The organism is Microbulbifer maximicatervae (SeqCode) (assembly GCF_052467385.1).
Window position 1 is genome coordinate 1,650,205 of the sequence record NZ_CP174311.1, and the last position, 20,211, is coordinate 1,670,415.

The 20,211-nt window shown below is 50.7% G+C and carries 3 protein-coding genes; all 3 read left to right on the forward strand.

Features of this window, described 5'->3' with window-relative positions; all coding sequences use genetic code 11:
- The first annotated feature begins 2 nt into the window (after positions 1-2).
- The 3 genes from ACJJIR_RS07240 to ACJJIR_RS07250 all read left to right on the forward strand — a co-directional run bounded on the left by ACJJIR_RS07240 (position 3) and on the right by ACJJIR_RS07250 (position 19,928).
- The gene (locus ACJJIR_RS07240) at positions 3-1,382 is read left to right on the forward strand and encodes an AgmX/PglI C-terminal domain-containing protein (protein ID WP_444907820.1); all 1,380 of its coding nucleotides are present in this window, start codon (positions 3-5) and stop codon (positions 1,380-1,382) included.
- A gap of 304 nt (positions 1,383-1,686) precedes the next feature.
- Entirely contained in the window at positions 1,687-14,736 is a 13,050-nt protein-coding gene (locus ACJJIR_RS07245) for an isopeptide-forming domain-containing fimbrial protein (RefSeq protein WP_444907821.1), read from the forward strand.
- A complete protein-coding gene (locus ACJJIR_RS07250) occupies positions 14,736-19,928 on the forward strand; it encodes an OmpA family protein (RefSeq protein WP_444907822.1) in 5,193 nt (1,730 codons plus the stop codon). The genes ACJJIR_RS07245 and ACJJIR_RS07250 overlap by 1 nt, the downstream gene beginning before the upstream one ends.
- Positions 19,929-20,211 lie beyond the last annotated feature (283 nt).

Consider the following 20,211-nt stretch of genomic DNA (forward strand, 5'->3'; position numbering starts at 1 on the left):
TTGTGAGTAATTTTCTTCAACAACAGCGGGCGGTAGGTGAGGCGCTTGAGGCGGTTCACCATCGCATGCAGCTGCTCGAGGATGAGCGGCACCAGATCGAAGAGAAGCTGGCTGAATTACAGGACCAGGGGTCCAAGTACCAGTTGCTCGACGAAATTTCCGAACGCCTGCGCAAGCTTGAAGAAGCGGGCGCGGGAGAAATGTTCTGGGCGGAAGATTATCGGGAGAATGCTTCTGCGCAGGTTATCGAGCGGATCGGGCAGTCGACGCGCAGTTTCAATCAGAGCCTGGAGCAGCTGCGCGATGAGCGCAGTGCTTTGCAGAACAGCATAAGCGAGTGCCAGGAAGAGGTATTTACGCTGGATGAGCGCGCGGATGAGCTGCGCCGCGAGGAGGAAGAGTCAAAGTTCGAGTTCGAGATAACACGGGAATTCGAGCAGCCCAAGTTCCGCCCTATGGTGATGCCATGGCACAAGCAGGGCGAGGACGAAAAGCGTTTTCGCCGCTGTGTCTTTGCCTCACTGTTTATCGCCGCCTTGCTGGGCTACCTGATTCCTCTGTATACGGTGCCCCAGCCCGAGTCTCAAATAGTGGAAATTCCCGAGCGCCTGGCCAAGCTGGTTATTGAGAAGAAAACCAAGCCCAAGCCACCGCCGGAGCCAGAAAAAGCCAAGCCTAAGAAAGAGGAGAAAAAACCGGAGAAGAAGCCTGAGCAGAAGGTAGCCAAGCAGGACCCGAAACCCTCCAAGGCGGAGAAAAAGCAGGCGCGTAAAAAAGCTGAGCGATCCGGTGTTCTCGCCTTTAAGGATAACTTCCAGGACCTGATACAGGATGATCTGGATAACCGCCTCGGCCAGCAAACCCAGCTGAGCACAGCCGGTAAAAAAGAGAACCGCAGTCAGCGCTCACTGATCACTGCAGCATCTACCGCGGGTAGTGGTGGTATCAATACGGCAGAGCTGAGTCGCAATGTGGGTGGATCTGGTTCGGACCTGGGTGGCGTTGCCTTTGCGCGAGTCGAAAGCTCTATCGGTACTGAAGGTGACTTTGCCGGTGAGGACCGTCCTCTCAGTGATGGTGCTGGACCGTCGCGGACAGATGAGGAAATCCAGATTGTTTTCGATCGCTACAAGGCCACCTTGTACCGTATCTACAATCGTGAGCTGCGTAATAATCCCGCGCTGCAAGGTAAGATGGTGTTGAAGATTACTATTGAACCCAGCGGATCGGTTTCTGCCGTGAGTGTAGATTCCAGTGATGTGGATTCGCCGTCGCTCAATGCAAAAATTGTGGCTAGGGTCAAACGATTTAACTTTGGTGAAAAGGCCGGAGTGCCGACCATTACCATTCTTTATCCGATTGACTTCTTCCCACCAACCTAGGCTGATAATTGGCCGGAGCCCACTGAATAGAGGGTTCCGGTCGTTTCAAACTGATGAAATTTTCGTCATACCTGTTCAGTTATTATTTGTCCGTTCTGAACAAAATTTTCCCTCACAGAGGGCCCGCCTGAGAACCACTTGGCAATCCCTACAAAAGTTCCACTTGTCAGCTGGCTAATTATGACTTGTTTCACGGCTACCTAAGTAGGTTGTAATTAAAGTTCGCCCACCGTGGAGTGTCTGGTGTAAATGCCCGATTTATCTCCAAATATCTGTATTAGAAAGTGGCGGCCGTTAAGTGATAATGAAGTCGGAATTTGTTGAGCAAAAATCCTGCAAGTCTGTGATTATTGGATTTTTATTGGTCTGTGCGGTGGTCCTATTAGCTGCACCGCAGGCATTTGCTCAATCCAACTGTCCTTCTATTACCGATGATCCTGCAGGGTTCAATATTCTCAGTCACCGCTCAGGCCAAAGTTGGTGCGTTTTATGTGGTGATGGACAGGTAACCATTGAAGTTGATGTACCCAGTATTTTCAGTGGCCTATCGGGTACCCAGTCCATTCAGGATATCGTTATTACGGAGAACTTCGGGTCCTCCGGTCTCGAGTATGTGACTGGCTCTACTTCAGTGAGTTCTGGGTTTGTTCTGGGCGAACCCACTATTAGTGGCACCACGATTACCTGGGATCAAAATGACCTGTCTGCACTTGCTGAGCGGGACGAAAGTACGACGCTGACGATTACCTTTAATGTGCGCAGTCAGGATGAGGAAGAGGAAGAGCTGGTTGTTAATAATCGCACCCTAAATGCTACCGCAACTTTTGACTACTGCAGTTACCCCACCACTACAGATACTCACAGCATGGAGCTGGCGATCCGTGAGCCGGAACCCTCCATGGACAAGCGCGGCCGTAACATTGATGCGGCGCAAACGAACTACACCAACAATGTCTATGGCAATATTGAAGATGATGTGATCTGGCGTATTCGTATCTCTAATGATGGTGACGCGGATATGCAGGATGCGCGTTTTGATGATTTGATGTCCAACCCCAATATGGATATCAACTACGCCTGTCCGAGTGAAAGTGCCGCTGAAGCTGTTGCCAATAATAATGGTGTTGCGCCCGGTGGCAGTAGCTGCGTTTCCGCAAGTAATTCTATTAATAACTTTGAGCTGGATGGTAACTTTTCCAATGGCTCAGGGCGCACTGACGTTCCGTCTGGTGGCAACCTGGATATCTACTTGGTAGGTAAAGTAAATACTTCCTGTACCAATGGCACCAATACAGTGTCAGATTTACAGTGGGGTTGTGAGATTGATGGTGATACGGGTGTTGGCGGTATTTCCAGTCCCGCAGAAGCCTCAGCTCCGGGCTCTGATACTTCGGCAATGCGTGTTGAGGTTTTATCAGACCTCACTATTACCCAGGAGATTACTGGTACCAACTTGAATCAACCGCTCGGTGCTTCCGGTTACGTCACTATAACGGTAAATAACCGGACAGGTGGCTCGGTAAGAGATATCCAGTTTGTCAGCGATCTGCCCGACGAATATGTGGTTGATACCACCTTTACACCGGAAATTACCCGAGAGCGTCGCGGTATTGATAGCCACGGCGCTAACTATAGCTCAACCTACGATGGCAAAGTCGATACGCTGGAATGGCGTGTGGGTTCTAACTGGAATCAATGGGATACAAATCCACTTAATAACAACCAACCGGAATTCCGCTTGCTGAGTAGTACAGTTCACTCAGTATACTCAGACCAAGAGCATATGATGCGGTATGGGGATGAAATTCAAATTCGTTTCCGCATCGTTACGATCGAGCCGGACTTCTATGACTTGGATGCTGACCTGGATATAGAGGAAGAGTCTTCCACTACCGGTACCGATCCAAATAGCAATATCGCCCTTGCAAACAATGTCCTCACCATTGATTACGAGGATTTCTGTTCTTCAAGCACTCCTGCTACTCAGGTAGAAGCCCAGTCGGTTACTCCCGACCCCGAAGATCTGGACGTCAGCACGGTTCATCCACTTTATATTGTTCGCGATAGTGGCACTTCAGAATTGACGGTGGATATCACCAATAACGGTGGCCACGACGCGGATGATTATTCCGTGTATGTCACCTTCGGTGAGGCGATGACGGTCCTGTCCAATGACCGCAGCTGTACGGCCCTGGGAAATCCCAATCTGGGCACAGTGCCAGGACACCCACTTTGGAACCAGCCTGATTATTTGCCAGATTCCTCCAGGGTGTACCTGTGTGATAGTGGTGATTTGGGGGGTGAAATTGGACCTGGTGATACAGAGCGAGTGGTTTTTGTGGTTGAAAAGAATCACTCGGCCACTGATGACGACCTGACGTTCCGTGCAGATGTCGTAGGTGAAATCACCTTATATGATGGTACCGCGCTAAGTTTCCCCAGTCCTGCATCTCTAACGGATACGACACCAAACCAGCAATTGGCTAATAATTACACCCTTGATGGTATGCGCGCGCGGGTAATGGGTTTTAACCTGGTCAAGGACCGTTCGGATGAATGTACCGAGCTGACCAGTGAAACTGCTTTCCCAAATAGCAGTGTATTGATTGGTGAAGAGTGTAGTTTTGAAATTCAAGCCGGTGGTTGGTTTGGATTCGATACACCGGGATTTACTTTGATAGAAGTGAAGGACATTGATGTTATCGATGACCTTCCCGACGGCCAGGGCTATATTGCGGATTCACCGCTAAATTGTTCAGACGTCAGCCTTCCTGATCCCACCTCACAGGCAAATTGTGTGGTTATTTCGAGCAGTGATATTGTCGAGGGCGGTGGTCTGAATAACTCTCTGAGCGAAACAGATTTACAGTGGGATATTACTACCAATATTACTGCGAAAGATCGCTGGTTCCTTGCGGATATGACAACCCGCTTGTTGAATGACCCAGTGGATACAGAAAACACTGATCCTAATCAACACGCAAATGACAGTATCGATTACGCTCGCGCCCAGTTTACTGCGGTTTTTGATACTGAAACGATTATCGTAGATAACTACAATACCAGTGGAACCCTGACCAATATTGATGGTGTTCCAACCACGGTCCCCGGTTTCCCAGATATTACTGAATGGTCGGAATCTGTCACTGTTACTGAACCCTCGATAGAAGTCGATAAAAAAGTCTGTAATGAAAATCTCTACGGCACTGGAACAAGCTGTAGCAATTTTGTGGATTTTACTGATGAAGGGCACCGGGACCAGACTTATATCTTCCGTCTCACGGTGACTAACCGGGCTGCGGATAGCGGTGTTGATCGCGCTCCCGCATACGATGTTGTAGTAACTGATACCCTGGATTCTTCCGGCCAGATGTGTGTGCAGGCAATGGATTCCGATAGCCTGGATAACGATGCTGATGGCAGTTCGGAAACTGTCAGTGGCGACGATGGCTTGGTGGGAATTACCTCCGGTGCAAATAACTATTCGGAAGCTACCCACTGTAATGATGGTGGCACTCCGGCTATTATTACTTTTTCCTATGAGCATTCCACTGCCCTTGAGCGAATTAACCCGGGTGACTCCGTAACTCTGTATTACCGTGTGAAACCACACCAGTCAGTGGCACCACTGCAGCTGTTTACCAATACTTTCTTCGCTCGCTATGACAGTTTGGAAGGCGATTTTGGTAATCAGACTTCTCCGCAAATTGACAGTGACACGGACAATGATGGTGTCGGTGACGGCACTCCTGCAGCCGGTCGGGCGCGCCACTACCAGTCCGACGATGCCGAAGCACAGATGAGGATTATTGAAGTACAGGCAGAGCCGAAGGAAGCCCTTGAGTTCTCCAACGGCACGGCCAGTGGAACCAGCAGTGACACAGCGGTTGTCGGTGAAGAGGTACGTTATGAACTGACAGCACAGATTCCGGCAGCGAAACTGCGAGATTTTGTGATTCGTGATGAATTGCCGGCAGGTATGCGCTGTATCGAAGGAGAGACCATTGATTTAAATGCCTCCCCTTACGATGCCGCTGGCTTTGTACCGGGAGGTACTTTTAATGCTACCTGTACCAGCACGGGTACTGCAGATTACGTTGAGTGGGATTTTGGTGATCAGGAGCTCACCACCGTATCCGGTAGCCTGTTTGATTTTCCGGTAGAGTTTATTGCCCGTATTGAAAACAGCAGTAACACCAATGACGGTGATGTTTTGGGTAATGGCGGCAGCTATACCACTGCGCAAGTTACCTATGTGGATGAGTCCGGTGCGGCGGTGGCGGTGCCATTTGATGCCCATGAAATAACAGTACTCGAGCCACAAATACAGCTGACCAAATCCTTTGCTGTTACCAATAGTGATGCTGACGATATTTTGACAGTCACGGTTACAGCAGAAAATATTGGCAGTGCCGATGCCTACAACTTGCAGGTGCTCGACGATCTCACCGGTAGCAATCTTATTTACCTGGGAAATGTGGGCGGCAACGATCCTCCCAATAATGTTGATGTCACTACGGTGGGCACCAATGCTCCCATCTTTAGCTGGAATCGCAGTAATAGCGATTACACTATTGCGGTTGGCAATACAAAAACATTCACTTTTGAAGTCCAGGTAGAGCAGGGCGTTGAGCCCCATGAAATTCTGGACAACACGGTTGAAGCCCGCTGGCAGTCCCTGCCGGGCTCGGATGTTGCACTTAACAGTGGCAATTCTATTGGCATTGATGGTACCGCTGACGGCATGCGTATTGGTGTTTTGCCTAATGTCGGCGATCCCATCAACGATTATGAAACCACTGCCAGTGCCCAGACTGAAGTACCGTCATTAGAGTTGACTAAAACGGATTTGGACACCTCGGTAGTTCCCACCATCGGTGCCCATAAACAATTCCAACTGGAAATCAGTTTGCCGGAAGGTATCAGTGAAAATGTAGTTATCACTGATCAGCTGGGTAGCCCTGAGGGTTATGTGCTCTCTCATAATACTGACTACGATATCACTTACGATTTTGTCGGTATTGAAACTATTAATGGCAGCGCGCCATCTGAATCGGCCTTTAACAGTTTTCCGGGGGATAATACTTCCGGAAATCCTACCTGGGATATCGGCACCGTCGATACCAGCAGTGAAAATGACACGGCCGGAAGCACAATTGCTCCGCTGATTCGAATTACCTATTTTGCCCGCATCGAAAATGATCTCGCCACTAATGATGGTGACAATCGCCAAAATAGTGCCGCCCTTACTTACAGCAATGGGGAAAGTGGCAGCACAGAAAATATCAACGACAGCACAACCAGTGTAACGGTAGTAGAGCCGTTACTCGAGATTAATAAGACAGTGAGTAATGCCACCAACCCCGGCAATCTGCCGGTGGGTGGTGATGTGCTGGAATATGTTATTACCGTGGAGCATGATGCGGGCTCCAGTGCCGCAGCTTATGAGCTGAATTTAGTCGATACGCTGCCTTCAGAGTTGACCTTTGATAGCAGCTTTACACCTACCGCAGAAATAGGCGGTACCGCAGTATCCGGCTTTGTCGCCACACCAGCGGCAGCTCCAGCAGGTCCACTCGTATGGGGTCGTGACAATGGCGATAACAGTCTGGATTTAGCGCTGGGTCAAACTCTGGTGCTCACCTACCGAACCCAGGTTACCGGCGTTTTTGGTTCGCCTATCAGCAACAGTGTGATGCTGGACTGGACCTCCCTGGACGATGGCAGTATCAATGACCAGGCCTATGAGCGAGACGGTGCTGGATGCCCCAGTATTTCCGCACCTGATGATTACTGTGTTGGTCCTGCAGAAGCCAGTATCAATACGGTAGATAATACCAGTATTACAAAAACAGTAATTGCCGATACAGATACCGCAACTGCAGTGGGTACCTTGCGTGTTGGCGATACTGTCACTTACCAGCTCACCCTAAATTTACAGGCGGGAACAACACCAGCGGTAACTATTGATGATGCGCTGCCCAGTGGTTTGGAATTTGACACTGTTGTCAGCGTGAACGGGGATACCACTGCTCCCTACGACGATAGCCTGAATGATTTTACCTATTCAGCGATTTCGGTTCCCACTGCCGGCGATACCGGTACAGTTTCCTGGGATCTAGGGGATATCACCAGTAATTTCGGTAATACCAATAACTTTGTTATTGAGTACACCGCTAAAGTAGTAGCGGGTTCGGGAATCACCGCGCCTACCGCAACTCTTACCAATACGGCTCAGCTAAATTACACCGGTGCCGCCAGTACCTTGCAGGACAGCGCCGATATTACTGTACTGCAACCGGTGATCGACAATCTCACCAAGACCGATGCTACCTGGCCCAGTTCCCATATGAATGTGGACCCGGCCAACGATATTATGCAGTTTACCCTGCTGGCCTGTAACTCGGGTCTTGCCCCCGCCTACAACCTATCGCTAACTGACGATTTAGCGACGCAAATGGACGAGAGTTCCATTGCCAATCTCCAGGTGAGCCTCGACGGTGCTGTACTGACACAGGGAGCAGATTACACCTATAGCGCGCCGGCAACGCGCGGTGCTGATATGGGCTTCGATTTCCTGGTGCCGGTCGAAGCGGGCACCTGTTTGGAAATCAGTTACGAGATCGGTTTCTATACAGATATTAGTGGCGGTGAAAGTTGGGTTAACACTTTTACCGTCGATGAATTCTGGTCGCTGGAAGCTAGCAATGGCGAACAGTACTCTGCAGTTACTTTGGGCACTCCCTATCCTATGGGCACTGTTGCGACCAGTGTGACTGCTCCACAAAAAACACTGCAAACAGCGACTACTGCCGCTGTTGGTGACGAGGTCGTATACCAGATACAGGTACCCGGTAGCGGCACCACCTCGGCTATTTACGATATTGAAATTTCCGATGTATTAGACCCCAGCCTGGAGTTGGTGCAATTGCAGGAAATTAATGGGCTTACCTACACCGATAATACCAGTGGCAATAATATCGATATGGCTATCGATATTATCCCAGCCGGTACCGTGGCAATTTTTGAAGTTCGCGCTCGGGTTGCCAACAATGCTACAGCCCAGGCTGGCCACAGCTTTGAAAATGAGGTGACTTATTCTTATGCCGCGACTGATGGTGGCACTTCTCAGTCCGGAGGCACCGGCACTGCAGCGACACTCACCATCGTCGAGCCAGAGATAAGTGCAATTGCCTCTGTCGTAAATCAAACCAATCCCGGTAACGATCCGGATGCGGGCGATGTACTGCGTTTTACCCTGGACCTCAGTGCTGCGGGTAATGCGGAAAATTCTGCAGCTTACGATCTTTCGGTTAATGAGTTGTTATCCCTGGGGCTTGAGTTTGTACCAGGCACCGTGACTTTTGCCGGAGCCTCCCAGGCAGATCCCACCGTAACTGGTGACGGAATTACTACTGCGCAAAACCTGGTTTGGGATCGGGCCAATAGTGATCTGGATATCGCCGCAGGTGATAACAGTGAACTGGTCTTCGATGTGGTTGTACTCGACAGTGTACAGCCGGCGGCGGCGCTGTCCGCAACTGCCAGTGTGGAATGGACCAGTCTCGATGAAGATAACAGCAGTATTTATGAACGTAACGGTGCTGATGGTAGCGGTGGCCTGAATGATTACTTGCTGGAAAATATTGCTGCTCAGCTAGATGTTGCCAATGACAGCACAATTAGCAAAATTCGCTCAGATGACAGCTATGGTAGCGCTGATGAGCAATTGCGAGTGGGCGACTTGGTTGAATACCAGATTACCCTCTCCCTACCAGAGGGCACGGCCTCCAATGGGCTTATTGTCGATACTTTGCCCCAGGGAATGGTGTTTGTAAGCACACTTTCAATTAATGGCCAGACTTCTGCACCATTTACTGCTGCGGCGCCCTTTACCCACACCGATATCGCAGAACCAGTGCAGTCTGGCGATCCTTCTACTGGTGCCACTACGGTTACCTGGAGTATTCCCGACCTGGTCAACACGGGTGATAACGATACCAGCAACGATGAATTTATTGTGCGTTACCTTGTGCGGGTTCTCAATGAGGATTCCCACCCCTGGCCGGCAACGAACACCGCGCTGACCAATACTGCAGAGTTTGGTTTTGATGCTGCCACAGGAGCTGAAACCCGCAGTGATAGCGAAACACTGGACCTGTTACAGCCGGACCTCGCCGTAGCTATTAGCTCAACTCCCGCAGATGGCAGCACGCTTTCCGCCGGTGATACCATTGAATATACCGTTACGATAACCAACAACGGTTCTTCACCAGCCTATGATCCGGTATTCCGCGATGTGATTCCTTTAGGTCTGCGCCAAGGGGGTGTCAGTGTCCAATCCCTCACAGTAAATGGTGCCGCAGCAACAGTGGTTGCACCTACTTTCGATAGCAGTACTGGCGAAGCCTTTTGGGATTTTGCCGCAGGTACGGGTTACGGAATCAACGCTGGTGAGTCCATGGAAATGGTATATCGCGTTGAAGCGGATTCTAATTTGGGGGCTGGACTTAGCCTGCAAAATGCGGCCTATGTTGAAGTTTATTATTCGCTTGATGATAACGATTTGCCGTCTCTGAATTCCGTGGCGGTCACTGACGATTTACGCGAGGATTATGGCCCGACTTCTCCGGTGAGTGTCCAATTTAATACTCCTAATGCCGCGCCACTGTTGATTGAAGTTACCCAATTAACAGCCTCCATTGGCGAGCCGTTTAACTATCGCATTACCATCCCGGAAACGGTGCAGACCACAGCGCTTCACGATGTTACTGTGCTGATGGATCTGACTGCGTCTGCTGCAGACCTGGAATTTGTCAGTGCCAGTAAAGTGTCTGGCAGTGCATCTTTCACTCCGGAAAATAACGGCAGCTCCACCAGTCTCAGTATTGCAGATAGCACTAACGGAATTGATGTGCCTGCCGGCGAGCAAGTCGTTATTGATGTAACACTGCGACTGCTGGATATGGACCCGCCGAATGTGGACGGTTTGAATTTTGCCGCCAGTGCCAGCTACAGCTACAACTACGATAATGATAATTCCTCTGCGGGGCAGGGTGCGGGTAGCGGCAATACTACGGCGGACATGACGGTAGTAGAGCCCACGGCTATTACGCTGACTAAAACTGGCCCCACCAGTGTCCAGTCCGGTGTAGGCGGTACCTTTACTTTAGATTTGCACAATACTGGTACGGGCCCGGCCTGGGATATTAGTGTTACCGATATTTTGCCGGATAATAATCCCGGTGGAATGTGTGAAACGGCCCCAGCCAATTTCACCGCGCAAATTACTGACAGCGCCGGCACCACGACGGCCACCCTGACAGAGGGTTCCGACTTTAGCGCGGTATTCGATAACGATAGCTGCACCCTCACAATTACCTCCATTGGTTCAGTGGCAATGCTGGATGCGGATTACCATCTGCTGATTGGTTACGATGCCTATTTGGATGCCGACACCGTCGATGGGGATACGCTGACGAATATTGCTGGTGTTACTCAGTGGCACAGCTGGGATAGCAGCCTCACTGAAGTTCGCCAGTACACCCGTGCGGCGCCCACCGATGGCACTCCCGGTGTGCTGGATCATGAGGATGCTTATTCAGTTAGCGCCTCTGTGCCGACAGTGACTTTCTACAAAGCTGTGGAAAATATCAGCCGTGGAGAAAACCCGGCCACTGCCGCCAGCCCCACGGAAGTTTTACGTTACACATTGACTCTGACCAATACGAGTGGTGTTGATGTGAGCGGAGTAGAGATTACCGATGACCTGGGTCGATTAAATAACTCTGCACTGTTTGAATCGGGCACTTTACAGTTGGTAAGTGCTCCGACTGGCAGTGACAGCAGTGCTATCGATGCCTCTGCCGGTACCTGGAATAGTGGCTATCTGGAAGTCAGTAATCTGGATCTTACGGCGAGCGGTACCGCGGGAGATTCTATCCAGATTGTTTATGAAGTTACCCTGGCAGCAGTTATTGATAGTGGGACCCAAGTCTTCAACCAGGCCCAGGTTCAGCTTCCCGGGCAATTACTGCAAGACAGTGATGATCCCAACATCAACGGCACCGATGATCCGGATACGGCGGGTGATGAAGATCCCACAGAAGTACTGATTGAGTCAGAGCCATTACTGGTGGTAGAAAAAACGTCGGCAGATATGACTGATGATGCAGATCTGCTGATGGTTGGGGATACCCTGCGATATACTATTACCGCGGAAAATGCCGGTAATGAGAATGCGATCAATGCCCTGATATTGGATCAGATCCCATCTAATACAACTTATGTCAGTGGCTCTACCACCCTGAATGGCTCCACATTGTCTGATGCCAGCGGCACCTCTCCTCTGGCTGCAGGTATGAGCATTAATACCGATGGTGAAGCCGATGGTTTTATCGGCGCAACGGCCAATGGCGCACCTGCAGTGGTCATCACCTTTGATGTCACCATTAATGACGTTAATGATGGCACCGTTATTTCAAACCAAGCGTTTGTAAATGGTGAAGGTGCGGGTAGCGGTACTTTTGATGAAGTGCCCTCCGATGATCCGAATACCGATGCTCCCAATGATCCCACGATCGATATTGTTGGCGATGTACCCCTGTTAATTGCCCACAAGACTGTGGAGATTGCCGAAGACTATATTTCCGCAGGGATTGTCGATCCGGGTGATGTACTTCGCTATACCATCGCGATCACCAATATGGGTGGTGTAGATGCTCTCGAAGTAGCGCTTACCGATCAGGTACCAAATGACACTACTTATGTTGCCGGCACCACCACTTTAAATGGTGAAGTGGTCGCGGATAACGGTGGTGGTAATTCACAGTTGGATTCTGCCCTACCGGTTTCATCCGATGACCTGACTCCGCCGCTACCAGGAGCCAATGAAGGCATTATTACCTCGGGGCAAACTGCCATAGTCACATTTGAGGTAATGGTGAATGCTGGCACCCCGACAGGCACAGTTATCAGTAACCAGGGTAGTGTTGATGCAGATGAGTTGGCACTTACCCTGACCGACGCAGATGGCAACCCAGCCAATGGTGCACAGCCAACTGACGTTGTCGTGGGTGATGCCCAGTTGCTCTCCATTGTGAAAGAAGTTGCGGTTGTCGGTGGCGGTGCCGCAGAAGCGGGTGCGGTATTGGAATACCTGGTAACCGTCGAAAATATCAGCGGTGTCCCAGCAACTTATATTGAGATCACCGATGACCTGGCTATAGCCGGAGATGGAGTTCTTACTTATATCGTTGATTCGGCCATGCTCAACGGGCAGACCGACGGAATAACTGTTGTCGACACGCTAATCACTGCTGACTACGCCACAACTTACGGTGATTTGGAACCGGGAGAGATGGTTACTCTGCGTTTCCAGGCGCAGATGTCAGAAAACCTGGATTATGGTTTTACTGTATTGAATACCGCAGAAGTACAGTGGAATGATCCGGCTTCCAGCGCTCAGGCCAGTGTTGCCATTGACGTTGGCGGTACCCCGGGCATTGCCAACCTGGCTGGTTATCTATGGCACGATGTGAATTTCAATGATGCCTTGGATACGGATGAGAGCCTGCTGCTTAATTGGGCGGTAGACCTGTATTTCAATGACGAATTGATGGAAACAGTTCAGTCTGATGAAAATGGTTACTTCCAGTTCCAGGGGCTGGTACCGAACAGCTATGGTGGCCTTAGCTATGAAATGCGCTACACCGCACCAGATGCTACGGAAACTACGGCTTCATTGGGTAACTCTATTTCTGATTTCACCAACGGCCCGCAGTCCATTAGTGAAATTTATGTAGATTCGGGAGCGAACCCGCAGGACTTGAATTTGCCTCTAACACCCAATGGCGTGGTTTACGATTCAGTAACCCGCTCCGCCATTGAGGGTGCCACCCTCACTATGTTGAGGGTGAGTTCCGGTCAGGAATTGCCTGCGCGTTGTTTTGATGATGAGAAACAACAAGGGCAGGTAACCCAGTCTGGGGGTTACTACAAGTTTGATATCAACTTCAGCGATGCAGCCTGTCCATCCAACGCGGACTACCTGATTCAGGTGGATATCGCGGATGAGGATTATGTGGGTGGCGAATCACTGGTAATTCCTTCTCAGACAAACAGCGAAACTGCCGGTTTTGATGTGGCCGGTTGCCTGGGCAGCAACGCCGATATGGTTCCTGCGACCGCAAATCATTGTGAGGTTCAGGAATCATTCTCTCACCCCTCTCTTGATGTCGAGGCGCGGGATGCGGCAACGGACTACTACCTGCGAATGACTTTGGATGATGGCCAGATTCCAGGGGAAAGCCAGCTGTTCAACAACCATGTCGCCATGGACCCAGAGTTGGAAGGGGCGCTATCCATCACCAAAACCGCGGCCATGCTCAACGTAACCCGCAGTCAGTTGGTTCCTTACACCATTACTTTTGGCAATACGCTGCCAATTCCACTGACAGATCTACAGCTAGTCGATTACTTCCCGGCAGGCTTCAAATATGTCGCGGGCTCGGCGCGCCTTGATGGAGAAGCGGTTGAGCCTGAAAGCGAAGGCCTGCAATTGAGGTGGTCAGACCTGCGCGTGGAAGCGGAAGAAACCCGTGTATTGAAACTGCTTTTGGTTGTGGGCTCCGGTGTGGGCGAGGGCAAATATGTGAACCGCGCCCGTATGTTCAACCAACTATCAGGTCAGGCTGCCTCTGGTGAGGCCTCTGCCACAGTGCGCGTAGTACCCGATCCCACCTTCGACTGCACCGATGTTATCGGCAAAGTGTTTGACGATAAAAATATGAATGGCTACCAGGATGAAGGAGAGGGTGGTTTACCGGGTGCTCGAGTGGTGACTGCTACCGGCCTGAATGCTACAGCGGACTCCCACGGTCGATTCCATATTACCTGCGCAGTGGTGCCGAATGGGGATCGAGGTTCCAATTTTGTGCTCAAGCTCGACGATCGCAGCTTGCCAAGCGGGTATCGTCTCACCACTGAAAACCCGCGTGTGCTGCGAGCCACCCGAGGCAAGATGCTGAAGTTCAACTTTGGAGCCAGCTTGCACCGGGTAGTGCGCCTGGATATTGCCGAAGCGGTATTTGAACCGGGCACAACAGAGTTGCGCCCGCAATGGCATTCCCGAATGGATTTATTGTTGGAAAAACTCAGTGAAGCTCCCTCTGTTTTACGCCTTGCCTATCTTGGGGAGAATGAAGATCCGGATCTGGTGGACGAGCGTCTGCAGGCAATTAAAGATCAGGTCGCCCAGGACTGGGAGAGCCGTGAAGGTGACTACGATTTGACCATAGAAACTGAAGTTTTCTGGCGCCGTGGAGCGCCTCCTGGTAAAGGAGGTTTGGAGTGATGTCCTTTGCAAAACGGAATCGTGATCAGCGAGCTTGCTCGATAAATACTGCCGCGAAGACGACCCGCTTTTTCCCCCGGCGGGACTGCCGTCTCGCCACTGCGATCGCGTTGGCATTAACACTTCCAGCGCAGGCCCAGGAAGCGGGTGCGCAAGTAGATGAGCCTAGTTGGTGGCAGGTCTGGCAAAATATTCCAAGCCTGAGTTCTGAAGAAAGTGGAGCTCAATCCGAACTCGAAGAGCAGTCGATAGGCAGTAATACTGAAGGTATGCTGCTGCGCGCACCTACAAATCAATGGTTGCAGGATGCAACTCAATTTGTTGCACCGCTGGACCCGATTGTGGTGGAAGATTTTATCGACCCAATCCTGTTCTATGGCGTTGAGGATGAAATTCCTCTGGAGGCAGTGGAGTTACTGCGCCAGAGCTTGAATGACTTGGGTGAGACGCCCAATTTTAAGTTGCACTTTATTGGCCATACAGATTCCGATCCCCTTACCGGGGAACAGGTAGCAGACTTTGCCAGCAAAGAAGAATTTACTTTGGCGCGGGCCCAGTTCGTGGCGGACTTCCTTCAAGAGGCCCTTGAACTGCCTGAGCAAATGATTGTTGTTGAAGGGCGAGGGGATATAGAACCCACAGCGGATAATATTACTACCGCAGGTCGTGAAGAAAACCGCCGAGTACAGGTAAAAGTAACCTATGACGCCCTGGATGAAAAAGCCATGGCGGACCGTGCCCGTGCGGAAGCATTGTTGCTCAACCGGGTTAAAGTATGTCGCCAGGAAACGGTGTGCAGACTTACTTATGCCGCAGGCAGTGAGCAGCGGGCACGCCTTAGAAACCTGGTGACGCCACTGAGAATGGAGCCCGGGCAAACAGAATTGCCGGAAGCCTTTATTCGCCGTATCCGCGAGGTTCGATCCAACCTTGCGGATAAAAACAATCTGGTTATTCACTTTATTGGTCACACCGACGCCCGCCCCCTGGACGTGAGTGAAAATCCGGAAGCCCAACAGAGTGCTTATCAGGAGCGATCCTATAGCGAAGCCCGCCGTGTCGCTCAGGCCCTGGGTTCTGCACTGAATTTGCCTGCGGCCATGGTCACCAGCAGTGGCAAGGGGGCAAGTCAACCAATAGCGGCCAACGATACGCCGAAAGGCCGAGCCCTCAACCGTCGCGTAGAAGTGGAATTTTGGTATGACGACCCATTGGAAGTCGCTACAGATTCTGTTCAGGCCTGTCCGGAAGCTGCCGCTGCGGAAACTCTCACCATTGCCTATGAGTCTGCCGGTGGAAAACTGTCGCCGATTCGTTTTGATAATGGCGATCCGATTATCAGTCAGGCACAGCTAACACAAATACGTGCGGCCATGGCTGAAATTTCCAATAAAGCGAATGTTCGTCTGAGCTTTATTGGCTACAGCGATAACCAGCGTATGGATCGCCGCGAAGCGATGGTTTACGGCGATGACCAGGGATTGTCCGGTGCCCGCGCTCAGCGCGCTATGGCACAGGTACAGGAGTTGCTCAACCTCGAAGGTACCCAGGTGGAATTTGAAGGGCGCGGCTACGTCCAGTCCGCAGATGTAGTGAGCAATGGCTTTGAGCAGCGGGATGGCGCCAGGGTTGAGGTCGAAATCCTGTACGATGAACTGGCAATTCTCACTGAAAGTGATCGCTTGGAAATCGAGCGCATTAATCGTGAAGCCATAGCCAATAATCCCTACGCACTTAACTTGATGCGTATTACTGTCGACGGCAGCCCGGAATACGACCCCTATAAAAACTCGGCGGACTTACAGCGCTGTACTGATGTGGCCTTGCAAGAAGCGAATATTCAATTTCGCTTCGACAATAAAAAAATGCAACCGCGCCTGAATGTGACAGCGTGGCCCAACACCATCCGTTACGCAGATAACCCGGATACCGATCTGGCAGAGAACCGGGTATTTTTCAGTAGCTATACCAACTATCCCTCTTTTATTAAAAGTACCGAAGTGCGATTGTTCGAAGAGGGACAGTCTCTGCGCGATACACCTCTGGCAATTGTACCGCTGGATCACTTTGGCAAAGGGGAATGGCATGCAGAATTTTCTGAATTCCAGGCGCCTTTAAAAAAATTACACTACGTACTGCGTGCCTATGACAACAAGGGCCGCTATGACGAGACTACGGAACAGACCCTGTGGTTGGTAGATCAAATTGAAGAGTCTGCAGAAAATGAAGATATCGGTAGGGAATTATTAGTAGGCTACGGCGAGAACCGCTTAGCACAGCGGAACATCCCTCTGGATGGTAACAGTGTATTGGTCAATGGCACTCAGGTGCCGTCCGGGCACACCGTATGGTTAGCGGGCAATCCGGTACCGGTCGATAGTCAAGGCCAGTTTATCGCCGAGCAAATTTTTGAGCCGGGCATGCATACGGTTGAAGTGGCGATACTTGATGATGAGGGTAATGGTGAACTTTTCCTGCGGGATTTGGATTTTGCCAAAAACGACTGGTTTACTGTAGGGATTGCCGACCTTACCGTGGGCTACGATAAAACCAATGGCCCCGCAGCCCTGGTTACCGGTGACGAAACTCACTATGACAATTCAGTAAGTTACGATGGCCGTCTGGCGTTTTACACCAACGGCGGTTTCGGGGAAGGCTGGCGCCTGTCGGCCAGTGCAGATACCGAAGAGGGCCCGGTAGAGGATCTGTTTTCCAACTTTATGGAAAAGTCTCCCGATGCCTTGTTCCGCCGTCTGGATAGTGATTTGTATTACCCGACGTTTGGCGATGATTCCACCGTAGTTGAAGACGCCCCAACGTCAGGCAAATTTTATGTGAAATTGTCTAAGTACGATGATTACGGTCTCTGGGGTAATTTCAAAGCCAACTACGCCGATAATGAGCTGGCCCAAATTGACCGAACGCTCTACGGCGGTAGTGGTCACTTTGAAACGGACGCGATGACCAGCTTTGGTGAGAAGCGCTTTCAAATAGATGCCTTTGGAGCAGAGCCGGGAACCATTGCCGGGCGCGATGAGTATCGTGGAACCGGCGGCTCCCTGTATTACCTCCGCCACCAGGACATTTCCAGTGGCTCGGAAAGTTTACGGGTAGAAGTCCGGGATAAAGATTCCGGGTTGGTGCTCGCAGTTAAGACCCTTACCGCAGTAGTTGATTACGACATCGACTATATCCAAGGGCGTATCCTGCTTAACAGCCCCTTATCTTCCCTGGCAAATGATGAACTGCTCATTGAAGATGGCGCTTACAACGGCAATCCCCAATACCTGGTAGCACGCTACGAATACACACCAGGTTTTGAAGAAATGGATACCCTGGCTGTCGGTGGGCGTGCCCACTACTGGTTGGGCGATCACGTCAAATTGGGCCTCAGCAGTATTCAGCAAGATGAAGATGAGAATGAAAGTTCCTTGCAGGGTATTGACCTGACTTTGCGTAAAAGCGCCAGTAGTTGGGTAAAAATTGAAGTGGCCGACAGCGAGGGCAGTAATCTCGATAGCGTCAGTTCACTCGATGGCGGCTATACCTTTGATGACGAAAGCCTGGATTCCACGGTTGCTGCCAGTGCAACCAAAGTGGAAGGCGTTTTACAGCTGGGAGATTTCTTCGAGAGTTTGCGTGGCTCGGGTAATTTCTACCATCAAGAGCGTGAAGCGGGTTTTTCCGGTCCAGGCCAATTTGTGGATGGCGATACCATCCAATATGGCGGTGGCGTTAACCTGCCGATCGGCGAAAGTTTTGATGTAAGAATCAAAGCCGACACCAAAGAGGAAGAGCAGGGGTTGCAAACCAATGCCATGGACTTGATGCTCGGCTACCGTATCAATGATCACTGGCGACTCACCTCCGCAGTTCGCAATGATAGCCGTGAAGATGAATCCGAAGTTGTCGCCGCTACCCAGACAGAAGGGGATCGCACAGATGTTGCTGTCGAGGCGAGCTATGATTCCGGTGAGAGTTGGAGCGCCTTTGGTTTTGTTCAGAATACGATGGAAGTGACCGGTACCCGCGAAGAGAACAATCGCATCGGCCTCGGTGGCGCTTATCGGGTAAGTGACCGCCTGACCATGGACAGTGAAGTTTCCGGTGGTGATACCGGCACAGCTGCCCGACTCGGTACGGACTTTCTGGTGACTGACAGAACCAGCCTCTATATGAATTATGCGCTGGATAACGAGCGCAGCGATACCGGTGTGCGCGCACGCAAGGGCAATATGAGTACCGGCTTCCGCAGTCGCTATTCTGATACGCTAAATATTTACGGTGAGGAGCGCTACAGTCACGGTGATGTTTCCACTGGTCTGACCCACGCCCTGGGTATGGATCTGGCCCCCAATGACCGTTGGACCTATGGCACTACCCTGGAGGCGGGTACACTCGAAGACCCGGATACAGGAGCCAAGACCGAGCGCAATGCCATGGGCTTTAATCTGGGCTATGGTTTGGATGCTATACGCATCGCATCCGCGCTGGAATACCGTACGGATATATCGGAAACGGTATCGGGCGAAAATATTGTATCGGAAACTGTGCGCGATACCTGGCTATTAAAAAATACCTTCAACTACCAGTTCACTCCGGACTGGCGCTTGGTTGGCAAGCTCAACTATTCAGACAGCAAAAGTTCGGAAGGTGAATTCTACGATGGTAAATTTACCGAAGCGGTAATGGGTTATGCCTATCGCCCGGTGAATAACGACCGCCTGAATACCCTGATGAAGTACACCTATTTCTATAATGTGCCGACTCAGGATCAGGTTACGGTTGAAAATACCTCCACTGAATTTATCCAGAAGAGTCATATCTTTTCGATAGACGCCAGTTACGATCTCAATCGACAGTGGACCTTGGGTGGTAAGTACGCCTATCGTCTGGGTCAGCTGAGTATGGACACGGAAGACCCGGAGTTTTTCGATAGCCGTGCCAGCCTTTATGTACTGCGTGCCGACTGGCATTTTATCAAACGCTGGGACCTCCTCTTGGAAGCCCGTCTGCTCGATCTACCCGATGCCCAGGATAGCAAGAGCGGCGCCTTAATCGGCTTGTATCGCCATGTTGGCGATCACCTTAAGTTGGGGGTGGGCTACAACTTTACCGACTTCTCTGATGACCTCACCCAGCTGGACTATGACAGTCACGGGGTGTTTATTAATATTATTGGTAAGCTGTGATTTAATGGCCCGGTGCAAGCTGGGCCTTATTTCTTATCCCTTTCGTTTGAGCTTCAAACAATAATGTGAAGTTATTAAAACGGAAAAGAATCAGGTTGATTAATCCCACTATTTAACTCCACTTTTTAAGTAAAGAGTAAATGATGTTATTAGCTGTCATTTAACGGATTCAGTCAGTAAGCCTCCCAATCTACTTATCTACGTATCAATCGTCGCCAGATGCAATATATGGAGCTATACAAGCCATGAGACTCTTCCTCTGACCCCATGGACTAGAGTGTCA